Annotated in this window: 11 protein-coding genes; 8 read left to right on the plus strand and 3 right to left on the minus strand. The window is 69.3% G+C overall.

Features of this window, described 5'->3' with window-relative positions:
* Positions 1–140: 140 nt before the first annotated feature.
* Both AAW13_RS09575 and AAW13_RS09580 read left to right on the plus strand, forming a co-directional pair.
* A complete protein-coding gene (locus AAW13_RS09575; protein WP_079178765.1) occupies positions 141–1,616 on the plus strand; it encodes a cellulose binding domain-containing protein in 1,476 nt (491 codons plus the stop codon).
* Positions 1,617–1,743: 127 nt separating this feature from the next.
* The gene (locus AAW13_RS09580; RefSeq protein WP_046730176.1) at positions 1,744–3,465 is read left to right on the plus strand and encodes a glycoside hydrolase family 6 protein; all 1,722 of its coding nucleotides are present in this window, start codon (positions 1,744–1,746) and stop codon (positions 3,463–3,465) included.
* Here the strand turns inward: AAW13_RS09580 and AAW13_RS09585 are convergent.
* Complete coding sequence (locus AAW13_RS09585) at positions 3,460–4,329, minus strand: phytanoyl-CoA dioxygenase family protein (RefSeq protein WP_167391698.1); 870 nt, start codon at positions 4,327–4,329, stop codon at positions 3,460–3,462. The two genes, AAW13_RS09580 and AAW13_RS09585, sit on opposite strands and share 6 nt — an antisense overlap.
* 123 nt (positions 4,330–4,452) lie before the next feature.
* Here AAW13_RS09585 and AAW13_RS09590 point away from each other — a divergent pair, with 123 nt between their 5' ends.
* Positions 4,453–5,367 (plus strand): class I SAM-dependent methyltransferase, encoded by a 915-nt coding sequence (locus AAW13_RS09590; protein WP_046730177.1) that lies wholly within the window; start codon positions 4,453–4,455, stop codon positions 5,365–5,367.
* A gap of 81 nt (positions 5,368–5,448) precedes the next feature.
* On the opposite strand, the gene AAW13_RS09595 is transcribed toward AAW13_RS09590, so the two are convergent.
* A complete protein-coding gene (locus AAW13_RS09595) occupies positions 5,449–6,141 on the minus strand; it encodes a glycoside hydrolase family 75 protein (protein ID WP_046730178.1) in 693 nt (230 codons plus the stop codon).
* A 226-nt stretch (positions 6,142–6,367) separates the two neighbouring features.
* On the opposite strand from AAW13_RS09595, the gene AAW13_RS09600 reads away from it, so the two are divergent.
* The gene (locus AAW13_RS09600) at positions 6,368–6,979 is read left to right on the plus strand and encodes a hypothetical protein (RefSeq protein WP_046730179.1); all 612 of its coding nucleotides are present in this window, start codon (positions 6,368–6,370) and stop codon (positions 6,977–6,979) included.
* 181 nt (positions 6,980–7,160) lie between these two features.
* Here the strand turns inward: AAW13_RS09600 and AAW13_RS09605 are convergent, their stop codons facing one another.
* Positions 7,161–7,997: an aldo/keto reductase gene (locus tag AAW13_RS09605; RefSeq protein ID WP_046730180.1), complete on the minus strand. Its 837-nt coding sequence runs from the start codon at positions 7,995–7,997 to the stop codon at positions 7,161–7,163.
* Positions 7,998–8,613: 616 nt separating this feature from the next.
* Between AAW13_RS09605 and AAW13_RS09610 the strand changes: the two genes are divergently transcribed.
* Genes AAW13_RS09610 through AAW13_RS09625 form a run of 4 tightly spaced genes read left to right on the plus strand, consistent with a single transcriptional unit; the run spans position 8,614 to position 15,202 of the window.
* A complete protein-coding gene (locus tag AAW13_RS09610; protein ID WP_046730181.1) occupies positions 8,614–9,822 on the plus strand; it encodes a glycoside hydrolase family 88/105 protein in 1,209 nt (402 codons plus the stop codon).
* Complete coding sequence (locus AAW13_RS09615; protein ID WP_046730182.1) at positions 9,819–10,610, plus strand: heparin lyase I family protein; 792 nt, start codon at positions 9,819–9,821, stop codon at positions 10,608–10,610. The genes AAW13_RS09610 and AAW13_RS09615 overlap by 4 nt, the downstream gene beginning before the upstream one ends.
* Positions 10,611–10,622: 12 nt before the next feature.
* Complete coding sequence (locus tag AAW13_RS09620) at positions 10,623–13,862, plus strand: glycosyl hydrolase family 28 protein (RefSeq protein WP_240528584.1); 3,240 nt, start codon at positions 10,623–10,625, stop codon at positions 13,860–13,862.
* Positions 13,859–15,202, plus strand: coding sequence for a glycoside hydrolase family 27 protein (locus AAW13_RS09625; protein ID WP_046730183.1), 1,344 nt, complete (start codon positions 13,859–13,861; stop codon positions 15,200–15,202). Before AAW13_RS09620 ends, AAW13_RS09625 begins: the two co-directional genes overlap by 4 nt.
* Positions 15,203–15,210 lie beyond the last annotated feature (8 nt).

The raw sequence follows: 15,210 nt of genomic DNA on the forward strand, positions 1-15,210 counted from the left end.
GACGGACCATGTTGGCGAAAAGTCAAGCAACTCCTCTGTTCTTTGCCGTCACTTGCCGCTACCTTCCTTCGCACCAGTGGGAGCGATTCCGTTCAGTCGACGCGTCCGTCACGACGCGCCCGAGCTGCAAGGAGTCGCTCATGCGACACCCCCCGCGTTCAGTTCTTTTAACCGTCACCGGTGCGGCCGCCCTCGTCGGGTCCGCGCTGGTACCGGTGGTGTCGGCGTCCGGCGCGACACCCGCGTGCACCGTGCAGTACGCGGTCACCAGCCAGTGGGACACCGGCTTCCAGGGCTCCGTGACCATCACCAACAACCGTGCCGCCGTGAGCAGTTGGAGCCTGAGCTTCGACTTCGCGGGCGGCCAGAAGGTCACCCAGGGCTGGAACGCCAAGTGGTCCCAGGCCGGTACGACGGTCACCGCCGCCAACGAGAGCTGGAACGGCTCCCTCGGCACCGGCGCGAGCGTCAGCGCCGGCTTCCTCGGCTCCTGGTCGGGGAGCAACGCCGTACCGACGGCCTTCAAGCTCAACGGCACCACCTGCAACGTGGATTCCGAACCGACCCCGACTCCTACCCCGACCGAGCCGCCCGCCACCGGGTCGGCCCCGGCTCTGCACGTCTCCGGCAGCAGGCTCGTGGACGCCGACGGCACGGCCCGCCGTCTCCTCGGCGTGAACCGCTCCGGCGGCGAGTTCATGTGCGTGCAGGGCTACGGGATATGGGACGGACCCGTGGACGACGCGGCGATCAAGGCGATCGCCGACTGGAAGGCCGACGCGGTCCGCATCCCGCTCAACGAGGAGTGCTGGCTGGGCCTGTCCAACATCAAGCCCGAGTACGCGGGCGCCAACTACATCGCCGCGGTCAAGGACCTGGTGGCCCGCGTCGAGTCGTACGGCATGACCCCGATCCTCGAGATGCACTGGTCCTACGGCCAGTACACCGGCAACTCGGCGGGCTGCTCCGACGTGCACGCCACCTGCCAGAAGCCGATGCCGGACGCCCAGTACGCGCCGTCCTTCTGGTCCTCGGTGGCCGGCACCTTCAAGGACGACCCGGCTGCCGTGTTCGACCTGTTCAACGAGCCGTACCCGGACCGGGCGACCTCCACGGCCACCCAGGCCTGGGAGTGCTGGCGGGACGGCGGCACCTGCTCGGGGATCGGCTACCAGGTGGCCGGCATGCAGGACCTGGTGGACGCCGTCCGGGGCGCCGGCGCCGGGAACGTCATCATGATCGGCGGGCTCGCGTACTCCAACGACCTCAGCCAGTGGCTGACGTACAAGCCCACCGACCCGGCCGGCAATCTCGTCGCCGCCTACCACGTCTACAACTTCAACACCTGCTCCACCGAGAGCTGCTGGAACTCCACACTCGCCCCGGTCGCCGCCCAGGTACCGCTGGTCGCCGGGGAGATCGGTGAGAACACCTGCTCGCACGCCTTCGTCGACCAGGTCATGAAGTGGTTCGACGACCGCGGCCTCTCCTACCTGGGCTGGACCTGGAACACCTGGGACTGCTCCTCCGGGCCGTCCCTGATCTCCGACTACAACGGCACGCCGACCGCGTACGGCGCCGGGCTGCGCGACCACCTCCAGGCCGTCAACCCGTAAGCCCGCCCCACGGAAGGTCCGCCAGGAACTTCCACCGAAGAAGTCCCACCAGTGAAGTCCCACCAGTGAAGTCCCACCAGTGAAGTCCACCAGTGAAGTCCCACCCAAGAAGAAGGAACCCGCACTCATGAGTCGTACCAGAACAGCGGTGTTCGCCGCCCTGGCGCTGGTCGCCGGGGTCTCGGGGCCGGCGGTCGCCGCGGCCCCGGCCGCCCAGGCGGCGATCTCCGCGATCCCCTGCACCGTCGACTACAAGATCCAGAACGACTGGGGCTCCGGGTTCACCGCGGCCGTCACCATCACCAACAACTCCGCGGCGAAGTCGAGTTGGGCGGTGAAGTGGTCGTACGCCGGCAACCAGAAGGTGAGCAGTTACTGGAACGCCAAGGTCAGCCAGAGCGGCACCGCGGTCACCGCGAGCAACGAGACGTACAACGGCACGCTGGCGACCGGCGGTTCGGTCAGCTTCGGGTTCAACGGGACCTACAGCGGGTCGAACGCGGTCCCGGCCGCCTTCACGCTCGACGGCGTCACCTGCAACGTCGACGACGGCAGCAGCGGGGGCGGCGGAGGCAACGGGGGCGGCGGCACCGGCACCCGGGTCGACAACCCGTACTCCGGTGCCAAGGTGTACGTGAACCCCGAGTGGTCCGCGAAGGCCGCCGCCGAGACCGGTGGCAGCCGGATCTCCAACCAGCCCACCGGCGTCTGGCTCGACCGCATCGCCGCGATCAACGGCGTGAACGGCGGCATGGGGCTGCGCGACCACCTGGACGCGGCTCTCGCGCAGAAGGGCAGCGGCGAGGAGGTCGTCCAACTGGTCGTCTACGACCTGCCCGGACGTGACTGCGCGGCCCTCGCGTCGAACGGCGAACTCGGCCCGACGGAGATCGACAAGTACAAGACGCAGTTCATCGACCCGATCGCCGCGATCCTCTCCGACAGCAAGTACGCCTCGCTGCGGATCGTCACGACGATCGAGATCGACTCGCTGCCCAACCTGGTCACCAACACCGGCAGCCGGGCCACCGCCACCGCCAACTGCGACACCATGCTCGCCAACGGCAACTACGTGAAGGGCGTCGGCTACGCGCTCGCCAAGCTCGGCGCGATCCCGAACGTCTACAACTACCTGGACGCCGGCCACCACGGCTGGCTCGGCTGGGACGACAACTTCGCCCCTGCGGCCAACGTGTTCAAGCAGGCGGCCACCAGTGAGGGCGCGACCGTCGACGACGTCCAGGGCTTCATCACCAACACGGCCAACTACAGCGCACTGAAGGAGAACAACTTCACCATCAACGACTCGGTGAACGGCACTTCCGTCCGCCAGTCCAAGTGGGTCGACTGGAACCGCTACGTCGACGAGCTGTCCTTCGCCCAGGCCTTCCGCACCGAACTGGTCTCGGTCGGCTTCAACTCGGGCATCGGCATGCTGATCGACACCTCGCGCAACGGCTGGGGCGGCAGCGCGCGGCCGGCCGGCCCCGGCCCGACGACCAGCGTGGACGCCTACGTCGACGGTGGCCGCTACGACCGCCGGATCCACGTCGGCAACTGGTGCAACCAGGCCGGAGCGGGCCTCGGCGAACGTCCGCAGGCCAGTCCGGCGACCGGGATCGACGCCTATGTGTGGATGAAGCCGCCGGGTGAGTCCGACGGCTCCAGCTCCGCCATCGCGAACGACGAGGGCAAGGGCTTCGACCAGATGTGCGACCCGACGTACACGGGCAACGCGCGCAACGGCAACAGCATGTCCGGCGCCCTGCCGAACGCGCCGCTGTCCGGGCACTGGTTCTCCGCGCAGTTCCAGCAGCTGATGGCGAACGCGTACCCGCCGTTGTCATGACGGCCGGTTGAGCCGAGTGCATGGCTGCGGACCGAGTGTGGCCGGTCGCGCAGTCCTCCACCAGCCTTCGGCCGGGGGTGCCCCCAGCGCCCCTTCGGGGGCGCGGGACAGACCTCGGCGAATGGCGAGTTCCACCGGTGAACAGGTTCCGTCCGGCCGCTCCAGCTCGTAGGGAGCGGCCGGCATCAGTGGTGGCTGGGCCATGAGACGGGGGCGGGTGCCGTGGTGCGGCTGGGCCGCGTGCACCAGGAACGGGTGACAGAGGAAGACGTCGCCGGGGCGGCCGGTGGCGTACGCGACAGGACGGTGGGCGGAGGCCTCGACCAGCCGCGGGGCGATCTCCAGACCGGACACTCCCGCCTCCCCGTACGGCTCCAGCAGCGGCGGCACGTCGAGGTGCGAGCCGACCCGGATCCGGGTCGGGGCGTCCTCCGGTGTGACCTCGCTGAACAGGAAGAGCATCAGCAGCGCCCGGTCCCGTGAGCGCAGGTTGGTGAAGTACCAGCTCGCGCCCTCGGGAAGGTAGCTGCCCTCGATGTGCCAGCCCGCGTCGTCCGGCTCCTCGGCGTGCGGGAACCGCAGCGGGAAGCTCCCCAGCGAATACCGGGGCGCCCATCGGCCCTCGCCCACCAGCAGGTCGAACGCCCGGTGCAGAACAGGGGAGTTGGCCGCGGCCGCGAACGGGCCCTGGGCCATCCCCGCCACCCGGACCACCGGGTCCCGCCAGGTGCCGGGGTCCTCCGGGTCGTACCCCGTCTCCCGCCACAGCAGCCGGGCGCAGTCCTCGGCGACCCGCGGCGGGAACGCGCCCTCGATCTTCACGAAGCCGTCGGTCAGGAAGCGTTCCACGAGGTCGTCGTCCACCGGTTCATCGTGGCCCGCCGGCGTTGCCGTTCGCATCCGGTTTTTTGCCGCAACGGCAACAGGACTGGCCTCGGGGCAGGGCGGCGTCGCACCCTGGCGGCATCCGGACGAGAGGCTGATTCCATGGCGCACGACCACGACCACCACGACCACCGGCACCAGGACACGCACACCCACACCCACACCCACGCGCACACCGACATCGACTGGGCCGAGATGGCCGAACACCTGGAGTCCCAGGCGGAGCTCTTCGCGCCCCTGTACGACGACGTGCTGAGCTGGCTCGGCGAGGAGGTGACCGAGCCGGGGCTGGTCGTCGACGCGGGCAGCGGGCCCGGGGTGGTGTCGTGCCTGTTCGCCGAGGCCTTCCCGGGCGCCCGGGTGCTGGCCGTGGACGGCAGCGCACCGCTCCTCGACCGGGCCCGCGCCCGCGCCGAGCGGCTGGGCGTCGCCGACCGCTTCGACGTACTCGCCGGTGAACTCCCCGTCGTACTGGACCAGTTGGAATACCCGGCGGACCTCCTGTGGGCCGGGCACAGCCTGCACCACCTCGGTGACCAGCGGGCCGCGCTCACCGCCTTCGGTGAGCGGCTGGCCCCCGGCGGCACCCTGGCGATCCTGGAGGGCGGCCTGCCCAGCCGCTTCCTGCCCCGCGACATCGGCATCGGACGGCCCGGCCTCCAGGCGCGGCTGGACGCGGTGCAGGAGGAGTGGTTCGAGCAGATGCGCACCGAACTGCCCGGCTCGGTCACGGAGGCCGAGGACTGGCCGGCACTGCTGAACTCCGCGGGGCTCAAGCACACCCGCAGCCGCAGCTTCCTGATCGACCTGCCCGCCCCGGCCTCCGACCGGGCCCGCGCCTACGCGACGGAGATGCTCTCCCGCTTCCGCGACACCGTCGGCGACGGTCTGGACGCCGACGACCGTGCCACCCTGGACCGGCTCCTCGACCCGGCCGACCCGGCGAGCGTCCACCGCAGGTCCGACGTGTTCGTCCTGGGCGCCCGCACGGTGCACACCGCGGTGCGGCCCCGGTAGCGGAACCCGGACGGCCCGGCACCGTGCGGTACCGGGCCGCTCGCCCACCCCGGGTCCTCGGCCGGCGCAGAGCCGCCTCGGTCAGTTGTTGGCGAGGAACTGTTTCGCCAGCTGGTCGCCGAGGGAGACGGCCGCGCTGTGGCTCTCGATGGGGGACACGGTGGAGTTCTTGAAGAGGATGTAGGTGACGCCGGAGTCGGCACCGCCGGTCGCCGGGTCCGGGTCTATGCCGAGCGCCTTGGCGGTGGCGTACGACGCCTCACCGATGATCTTCGTGGGTCCGGTGTCGCCGACCACCGCGTACTCGACCTTGTTGTTGTAGATCACGGCCACCACGCCGCCGCCCTTGATGCCGGCGCCGGAGTAGTTCCAGATGCTGCTGGAACTCGGGACCACCACGTACGGCAGGGACTCGGCCTTCAGCGCCTTGCCGTCGGACTGGTGGAAGGCGGTGTCGTCCTGGTACCAGGGGTCGCGGTCCTCGTTGCAGTTGGTGGTGCGCTGGCCGTCGCAGTCGATGTCCATGTCGGCCTTCCAGAAGACCGCGCCGTTCTTGCCGCAGACGGGGACCGTGGCCGAGGTCTCGTCGTCGGTCCGGTACTTGCCGTTGGAGATCTGGGAACAGGAGGTCACCTTGGCGAGCAGGTCGGCCGCGCTGACCGTGCCCTCCTGGGCGGACCTGGGGGTGGCGCCGGAGGCGCTGGCGGGCAGCACGCCGGCGGCGAGCAGTGCGGCCCCGGAGGCCGCGGCGAGGGTCAGTGTTCGGATGCGCACTGTGGGGGGTCCCCTTCTGTTAGGAAAGTTTCCTGACCGGGTGCCGTACAAGGTGGACCCGACTGCATGTTCGCGTCAAGTCCTGGGTGTGAACTCGGGAAATTGTCGCGCATTGCGGTGATATGACCCTCGGGGAACACTGGTGGGGCGGAACATTCCGAATATTTACGCAGGAGCCGTGCGGGGGTGAGCGGTGGCTCCGGTGGCTCCTGGGAGGCGAGGGGTCATGTTCGTACGCGCGGTGTACGTGACCGGCGATCCGGCGAAGGTCGAAGCCGCGATCAGGGCGCTCAACAGTGAGGGGCGCGGTCTCCTGGAGGACCGTCCCGAGTACCGCGGCGCCGGCGTCTTCGTCGACCGGGACCTGGGCAAACTGCTCGCGGTCAGCTGGTGGGGCTCCGAGGAGGCCCGGCGCAACAGCGACCAGGTGATGAGTGAGCGGCGCGGGCCGATGCTGGAGCCGTTCGCGGGTACCGTCGCGGTCCAGAACTACGAGGTGGCGGTCTTCCACTCGGCGCAGATGCCGAGGGCGGGCGGCGGTCTGCGCGCCACCAGGGTGGAGTTCGACCCGGCCGACACGGACCTGTTCGTCGAGACGTTCCGTTCCTCGGCCGTGCCCAGGCTCGAAGCGCTGCCCGGCTTCGCGCGGTGCGCCCTGTTCGTCGACCGGGAGCGGGGCCGGGGCATGGCCGGCTCGCTCTTCGTCGACCGCGCCTCGATGGCCGCCTCGCGCGCGGGGCAGGCCGCCGCCCGGCGCGCGGACGCCGCGAAGGCACACGTGACCGTGGTCGGCCTGGAGGAGTTCGAGGTCGTCCACGCGGACGTGCACCCCGACTGACGCACCCGGACGGGGAGTCGGGGGACGCGGACGACTCGCGGGCGCGACGGTCCGCGGGTGCGACGGTCCGGGGGCACGGCGGTCCGGGAACGCGAACGGCCCGCGGGCGCGACGGTCCGGGAACGCGAACGGCCGCCCCGCCGGGTCGGTGGCGGGGCGGCCGGCGCGGTACGGGAGCCGGTCAGCTCACGTTGAAGGTGCCCGGGTCGGGGCCGATGCGGCGGTCCTCGTTGAGCGCGCTGATCGCCGCGAGGTCCTCGGTGTCCAGGCTGAAGTCGAACACCTGGATGTTCTCCTTGATCCGGGACGGCGTCACGGACTTCGGGATCACGACGTTGCCGAGCTGGATGTGCCAGCGCAGCACGACCTGGGCCGGGGTGCGGTTGTGCTTCTGCGCGATCGCGACGATCGCCGGCACCTCCAGCAGCCCCTTGCCCTGACCGAGCGGCGACCAGGCCTCGGTGGCGATGCCCTGCTCGTCGTGGAACTCCCGCGAGGCGTGCTGCTGGAGATGCGGGTGCAGCTCGATCTGGTTGACCGCGGGGATGACCGAGGTCTCGGCGATCAGCCGCTCCAGGTGCTCCGGAAGGAAGTTGGAGACGCCGATCGCCTTGACCCGGCCGTCGGCGTACAGCTTCTCGAACGCCTTGTAGGTGTCCAGGTACTTGTCCTGGGCCGGCAGCGGCCAGTGGATGAGATACAGGTCCAGGTAGTCGAGACCCAGCTTGTCCAGGGACGCGTCGAACGCGCGGAGCGTGGCGTCGTATCCCTGGTCGGCGTTCCAGAGCTTGGTGGTGACGAAGATGTCCGCACGCGGAACGCCGGAGGCGGCGATCGCCTTGCCGGTGCCCTCTTCGTTGCCGTAGATCGCCGCTGTGTCGATGCTGCGGTACCCGGCCTCCAGCGCCGTGGCGACGGCCCGCTCGGCCTCGTCGTCCGGCACCTGCCACACGCCGAAGCCCAGCTGGGGCATCTCGACGCCGTTGTTGAGGATTTTCGGGGGGACCTTGCTGCTCACGAGCTCTCGATCCTTCGGTTGTCGACAGGTGGTACTCCCATCGTCAACGATCACGCGCCCCGATGCATTCCTGACCACGGAATCCGCCGGAACCGACCGCTGAGTCGGCCGTGCGGGCCGAGAATGGCCGGAAATGGATCCGACGTCATGGGTCCGGACCATTGACCGCGGCCTGTCGCTGCCGAGACTCTGGTTCTCGTCATCGGACGTATCGCTGAACCCCGTACAGGAATGTGAACAACTCTGTGGGTTTTCCAGCGGACCCCTGTGAACAGCAGTCTTCTCTCTGCGCTCTGAGACCCCCCAACCTCAGGAAAGCAGGTGCACACGCATGAACGAGACCGCCCGCGGGAGCCGGCAGTGGAACTCCGGCCGCCCGCAGACATCCGATGAAAAGGTCCGGCGAAGCCCTGGTCGCCAGGTTGTGGAGACCGCTCCGTAGGTGACCGGCCACGTCCTCGGCGCCCGCTGACCCGCACCATGTGCGCCGCCGTCACCGTCCCCGCCGGCCGCCGGCACGACCGGCGCGGTCATGGTCCACGCCATGTCCGACTGATCAGTCGGTCAGCCGGGCCGGGTGTCGGGGAGGGAGCGGAGGCGTTCCGGAAGGAGGACCATGAAACACCCGCGAACCGCCGCTCTCACGGCCGTCGCGCTCACCACGGCCGCCCTCGCCGTGCTTCCCACGGCCACCGCCCCGCCCGCCACCGCCGCCTCTCGCTCCGCCCCCGCCGTCGCGCCCCGGCCGGCCGCCGCTCCCGACTGGTCCACCGCGGTCGTCGACTCCACCATGGCCCGCTACACGCCGGCCACCATCGGCGGCTGGTCCTACCCGGTCGGCCTCTACCTCTACGGCCAGTACCTCACCTACCGGCGCACCCACGATCCCCGCTACCTCACCTACATCAAGAGCTACGTCGACCGGTTCGTGACGAGCGACGGTTCGATCGACCAGTCCTTCAACAGCCTGGACAGCATGCAGGCGGGCCGGCTCCTGGTGATCCTGCACCACGAGACGGGCCAGGACCGCTACCGCAAGGCGGCCAAGAAGATCCGCGACCGCCTGAACACCTACCCGCGCACGAGTGACGGCGGCTTCTGGCACGCCGACACCAGCAGCCGCGCCCATCAACTCTGGTCGGACGGCGTCTACATGGTGAACCCGTTCCTCGTCGAGTACGGCAAGGAGTTCGGCGACAGCGCCTATGCCGACGACGAGGCGGCCAGGCAGCTCGCCGTCTACGGCGGCCACCTCCAGGTCGCGAACGGCCTGCTCCGGCACGCCTACGACGAGTCGAGGACGGCGAGCTGGGCGGATCCGCAGACCGGCCTCGCGCCCGAGCACTGGTGCCGGGCGGTCGGCTGGTACGCGATGGCGATCGTCAACGTGCTGGACGCCGTCCCGGCGGACCAGCCCCGGCGTCCGCAACTCCTCACCGTCTTCCGGAAGCTCGCGGCGGCCCTGGAGAAGTACCAGGACCCGGCGACCGGACGCTGGTTCCAGGTGATCGACAAGGGCGGCCGGAGCGACAACTGGACCGAGACGTCCTGCTCCAGCATGTTCACCTACGCCCTCTCGCGCGGAGCCCGGCAGCACTACCTCGACCCGCACTACGCGGACGTCGCCCGCCGCGGCTACCAGGGCGTGCTCGCCGAACTGTCGGTCGGCGCGGACGGGCGCACGGACCTCGCCGACATCTCCGTCGGCACCAACGTCGGCGACTACGCGTACTACGTCGCCCGTACCCGGGCCGTGAACGACTTCCACGGCCTCGGGGCCTTCCTGATCATGAACGAGCAACTGCGAGGTGATTCGGTGTCATGAGCACGACATCCAGAAGGGCGGTTCTCGGAGCCGCGCTCGCCGGCGCCGCGGGAGCGGCCGTCGGGCTGCCCGCGGCGACGACCGCGCACGCCGCGTCCTGGCAGCTCAAGTGGCAGCCGTCGGCGAGCAGTGACGGACTCGGTGCCTTCGAGACCGTCGAGGACGACCGCGCCGACTCCCACCCCGCCGGGCAGCCGCACATCTACCCCACCGGGAACAACTGGCGCTTCAACATGCACATGGTCGACCGGGACACCTCCACCGACCGGCAGCGCCAGGAGGTCACCGGTCTGCGGACGAGTTCCAGCAGCTACCTCAAGTGGAACGAGGGCCAGACCTGGCGGGTCACGTACTCGATGTACATCCCGAGCTCGCTGAAGGCGACCACCACCTTCACCCACATCATGCAGATGAAGCAGCCGGGCACCGGCACCTCGCCGATCGTCACGCAGTCGCTGCGCCGGGTGAACGGCAAGCAGACCATCGAGCTGAACCTCGCCACCGACGGCATCATCGTCGGCCGTGCCGACCTCGACCCGCTGCACGACAAGTGGACCGACGTCGACTTCCAGATCAAGGTCGGCAACGGCTCGGCGGGTTCGGTCCGCTGGATCCTCAAGTCCGGGGGCGCCACCGTGATCGACGTCTCGAAGACCGGCGTGGACACCTTCCTCGCGGACCGGGTCCGCCCCAAGTGGGGCATCTACCGCTCCCTCGGCGACACCTCGGGCTCGCTCCAGGACACCTACCTGCTGCTCACCAACCTCCGTGGCTACCAACAGGTGTGAGGAACACTCACCATGAAACCCCCCACCGCCGAACGGCACCGTGCCGCCGCGATCGTCCTCTTCGTCCTCGCCGTCGTCCTCGGCCTCTCCCACCCCGCCGCCCTAGCCGCCCCGAGGACCGCCGCACCACGCGCCGGCGCCGTCTACGACGTGCGCGACTACGGCGCCAAGGGGGACGGCTCCAGCAACGACAGCCCGGCCGTCGACAAGGCCATCACGGCCGCGAACGAGGCGGGCGGCGGCACCGTCCGCTTCACCGCCGGCACCTACAAGTCCAAGAACACCCTCCACATGAAGAGCCATGTGACGCTCCAGCTCGACAAGGGCGCCACCCTCCAGGGCTCCAGCGCGGACACCTACGACAAGGCCGAGTCCAACCCGTACGACGCCTACCAGGACTACGGCCACAGCCACTTCCACGACGCGATGATCTACGGCGACAAGCTCACCGACATCGGGTTCGTCGGCCAGGGCGTCATCGACGGCGCGGGCAACCTGATCACCGGCAACCCGAAGACCGGCGAGGCCGACAAGATCATCTCGCTGACCCGGTGCGACGGCCTCCGGATCGGTGACGGCCTCACCCTCCGCCGGGGCGGTCACTTCGCGGCCCTCATCAACGGCTGCACCGACGTGACCTCCGACCACCTCACCATCGACACCGCGAGCGACCGCGACGGCTGGAACGTCATCTCCACCACGAACGCCACGATCACCAACGCCACCATCCACGCCAACGACGACGCCCTGGTCTTCAAGAGCGACTACGCGCTCGGCGCGAAACTGCCCAACGGGCACGTCCGGGTGAGCGGTTCGACGCTGGGCGCCAAGTGCTGCAACGCCCTGATGTTCGGCTCCGAGACCTGTGGCGACTTCTCGGACTACCGGTTCGAGAACATCCGCATCGACGGCGCCGACAAGTCCGGCCTCGGCATGGTCTCCATGGACGGCGCGAAGATCTCCGACGTCCACTACCGCGACATCACGATGACGAACGTGCACTCGCCGATCATGGAGAAGATCGGCACCCGGAAACGCTGCGGCAACAGCCCCGGTGTCGGATCGATCAGCGACATCACGTACGACGACATCACCGCCACCGGCAACAGCCCCTCCTTCAGCCCGACCCTGTGGGGCGAGAGCGGCCACCGCATCAACGGCGTCACCTTCGACAACGTCGACATCACGGTCCCCGGCGGCAACGGCACCATGTCCACCGGCGTGCCGAGCAACGACCCCACCGACTACAACCCCAAGGCCATCGGCACCCGGCCCGCCTACGGCTGGTACCTGCACAACGCCGACCACGTCCAGTTCACCGACAGCAGCGTCAAGTTCGCCGCGGACGACGGCCGGCCCGCGGTCATCGCCAACGCGGCGAGCGACCTCCGCCTCACCCGCTTCACCGCGCGCAAGGGCAGCGACTCCCCGTACGACGTCGGCCTCCAGGACGTCACAGGAGCGTGCCTGACGGACAGTCACAACACCTCGGGCGGCGCGCTCCGCGTCTCCGGCGGCCAGGACTGCTCCGGTACGGCCGTGAAACCGCTCGACCTGGAGAACCCCCGCCAGGACTTCCTCCGCAACTCGGTCGGCGGCCTCTTCCTGCACTGGGGCCTGCGCACCGCGCCCGCCCACACCAGCTGCACCGCCTGGGAGAACGACGTCACGAACGGCGGCTGGACCCCCGACTACTGGGTGAAGGAGGCCCAGAAACTGCACACCCAGTACCTGGTCCTCGCCACCTTCCACAGCCGCCTCGGCTATGCCCGCCCCTGGCCCTCCAAGATCCCCGGCTCCTGCTCGACCAAGCGGGACTTCCTCGGCGAGCTGATCACCGCCGCCAAGGCCAAGGGCATGAAGGTCATCCTCTACATGACCAACGACCCGCAGTGGCACGACGAGGGCGGTCACGAGTGGCTCGACTCGGCCGCCTACTCCGCCTACAAGGGCAAGAACGTCGACCTGACCACCAACGACGGCTTCGGGCAGTTCAGTTACGACAACTTCTTCGAGGTCATGGACCGCTACCCCGACCTCGGCGGCTTCTGGATCGACAACGACAACGCGTACTGGGAGAGCCACGACCTCTACCAGCAGATCTACCAGAAGCGGCCGAACTACACGCTCAGCAACAACAACGAGGACACGCCGATCATGGACATGATCAGCAATGAGCAGAAGACGGGGATGACACCGGCCTACGACTACCCGCAGGCCGTCTACACGGCCCAGCCCCGCCTCACCGAGGCCGACTTCAAGCTGCCCTCGACCGGCGCCTGGTGGTACGACGGCTCCGACCCGACCGTCGACAAGATGCTCACCCTCGGTCGCCTCGTCACCAACGCGGGCTCCTCGGTGAAGGCCCTGATGGCCGAGACCGCGCAGGTCAACGGCAAGTTCCCGGCCAACCAGGCCGCCTTCAACAACTTCGCCGACTCCTACCTCGACCCCGTCTGGGAGTCCCTGCACGGTACCGAGGGCGGCGGGTACATGTACGGCGGCCTCAAACCCGGCTTCTGGAACGACGGGGCGCACGGCGTCACCACCGTCGGCAAGGACGATCCGAACCGCCAGTACATCCACGTCCTCACCCCGCCCACCACCAGCACCCTGCGCGTCCGCGACAACGGCTACCGCATCGCCTCGGTCACCAACCTCCGTACCGGCGCGGCTGTTTCGTGGTCGCAGTCCGGCGGCGTCCTCACCCTGACGGGGCTCGGCGACTGGGACCCGTACGACACCGTCTTCAAGGTCGTCACAGCCGGCCGCCAGGGCATCCTCACCGGAGTCAAGGTGACCGCGAGCGCCGCCGCGAGCGGGCACGCGGGTTCGGCCGTCGGCGACGGGGACTTCCTCACCTACTGGGACAACAACAAGACCCTGCCCGTCAGCCTCACCTTCGACCTCGGCTCGGCCAAGAAGGTCCAGTACCTCGGGCTCAACCAGCGCGAGGACTCGGTCGCCTACGCCCGCTCCGACACCGAGCAGTCGGCGCGCATCAAGGACTACAAGGTGTACGTCAGCAACGACGGCACCACCTGGGGCAGCGCGGTCAAGTCCGGGCAACTGCCGAGCCGCCGCGGCATCCAGGGCATCGACCTCACCGCCGCCACGGCCCGTTACGTCCGCCTGGAGGTGGACTCCACCTGGGCCGCCGCCACCGACACCACCCGTTACCAGCGGCTGCGCGTCGACGAGGCATGGATCGGCACCGCCTACGCCACACCCGTGAACGGAGCACGCCCGTGACCCGAACCAGAACCCTGACGGCGACGGCCGCCGCACTGCTGGCCGTGGCCGCGGTGCCACTCGTGGGCACCGGCCAGCGGGCCGCCGCCTCCGACAACGGCCAGTCGCTGCGGCCCGCGGTGGGCTGGAGCAGCTGGAGCTTCGTGCGCCGGTGGCCCACCCAGGCCAAGATCGAGGCCCAGGCCGACGCGCTCGCCGCGAGCGGCCTGAAGGACCACGGTTTCCTCCAGGTCAACCTGGACGACTTCTGGCAGAAGTGCGACGCGAACGGCTTCACCGTCGACTCCTACGGCCGCTGGGCCGTGGACACCGCCAAGTTCCCCGACGGCATCAAGGCCCTGGCCGACCACATCCACGCCAAGGGCCTGAAGTTCGGCTTCTACGTGACGCCCGGCATCGCCAAGAACGCCGTCACCGCGAACACCCCGATCGAGGGCACCTCGTACCACGCGAAGGACATCGCGGACACCTCGAAGACCGAGAAGAACTACAACTGCAAGAACATGTACTACATCGACTACTCCAAGCCGGGCGCCCAGGACTTCGTGAACTCCTGGGCGAAGCAGTTCGCCTCCTGGGGAGTCGACTACCTGAAGATCGACGGGGTGGGCAGCCAGGACATCCCCGACGTCCAGGCCTGGTCCAAGGCCCTGCGCGCCACCGGCCGCCCCATCACCTTCGCCCTCTCCAACAACCTCGCCATCGCCGACGCCCCGACCTGGAAGTCCCTCGCCAACAGCTGGCGCACCCAGGGCGACGTCGAGTGCTACTGCGGACCCGGCGACAACGGCAGCGGCTATCCGCTCACCGACTGGTCGCACGTCTCCGCCCGCTTCAACACGGCGGCGAACTGGCAGCAGTACGCGGGCCCCGGCGGCTGGAACGACCTGGACTCGCTGGAGATCGGCAACGGCGACCAGGTGGGCCTCACCGCCGACCAGCGCCGCTCCCACTTCACCCTGTGGGCGATGGCCGCCGCGCCCCTGCTGCTGGGCACCGACCTCACCCACCTCGACACCGTCGACAAGGCCATGCTCACCAACGACCGGCTGATCGGCGTCGACCAGGACGGGGTGGCCGCGAAGCGGATCGTGAACAGCGGGGTCAAGCAGGTCTGGAGCAAGAAGGAGGCCGACGGCCAGTACGTCGTGGCCCTCTTCAACACCGGCACCTCCGGCAGCGCCACGGTGAGCGTCGACTGGTCCCAGGCCGGCTTCACCGGCTCCGGGGACGTCACCGACCTGTGGTCCGGCTCCCACAAGGGCACCGTCGCCACCACCTACAGCGCGACCCTGCGTCCGGGGGAGACCCGGCTGATCCGCGTCCGGCCGCTGGGCTGAGGAGGACC

Source organism: Streptomyces humi (assembly GCF_001005085.2).
In the GTDB taxonomy this organism is placed as follows: Bacteria; Actinomycetota; Actinomycetes; order Streptomycetales; family Streptomycetaceae; genus Streptomyces; species Streptomyces humi.

Bases quoted from the DNA above. Each gene is read 5' to 3' on its own strand.
- AAW13_RS09590 (WP_046730177.1), top strand. From the start codon at position 4,453: ATGGCGCACGACCACGACCACCACGACCACCGGCACCAGGACACGCAC.
- AAW13_RS09610 (WP_046730181.1), top strand. From the start codon at position 8,614: ATGAAACACCCGCGAACCGCCGCTCTCACGGCCGTCGCGCTCACCACG.
- AAW13_RS09600 (WP_046730179.1), top strand. From the start codon at position 6,368: ATGTTCGTACGCGCGGTGTACGTGACCGGCGATCCGGCGAAGGTCGAA.
- AAW13_RS09620 (WP_240528584.1), top strand. From the start codon at position 10,623: ATGAAACCCCCCACCGCCGAACGGCACCGTGCCGCCGCGATCGTCCTC.
- AAW13_RS09615 (WP_046730182.1), top strand. From the start codon at position 9,819: ATGAGCACGACATCCAGAAGGGCGGTTCTCGGAGCCGCGCTCGCCGGC.
- AAW13_RS09580 (WP_046730176.1), top strand. From the start codon at position 1,744: ATGAGTCGTACCAGAACAGCGGTGTTCGCCGCCCTGGCGCTGGTCGCC.
- AAW13_RS09575 (WP_079178765.1), top strand. From the start codon at position 141: ATGCGACACCCCCCGCGTTCAGTTCTTTTAACCGTCACCGGTGCGGCC.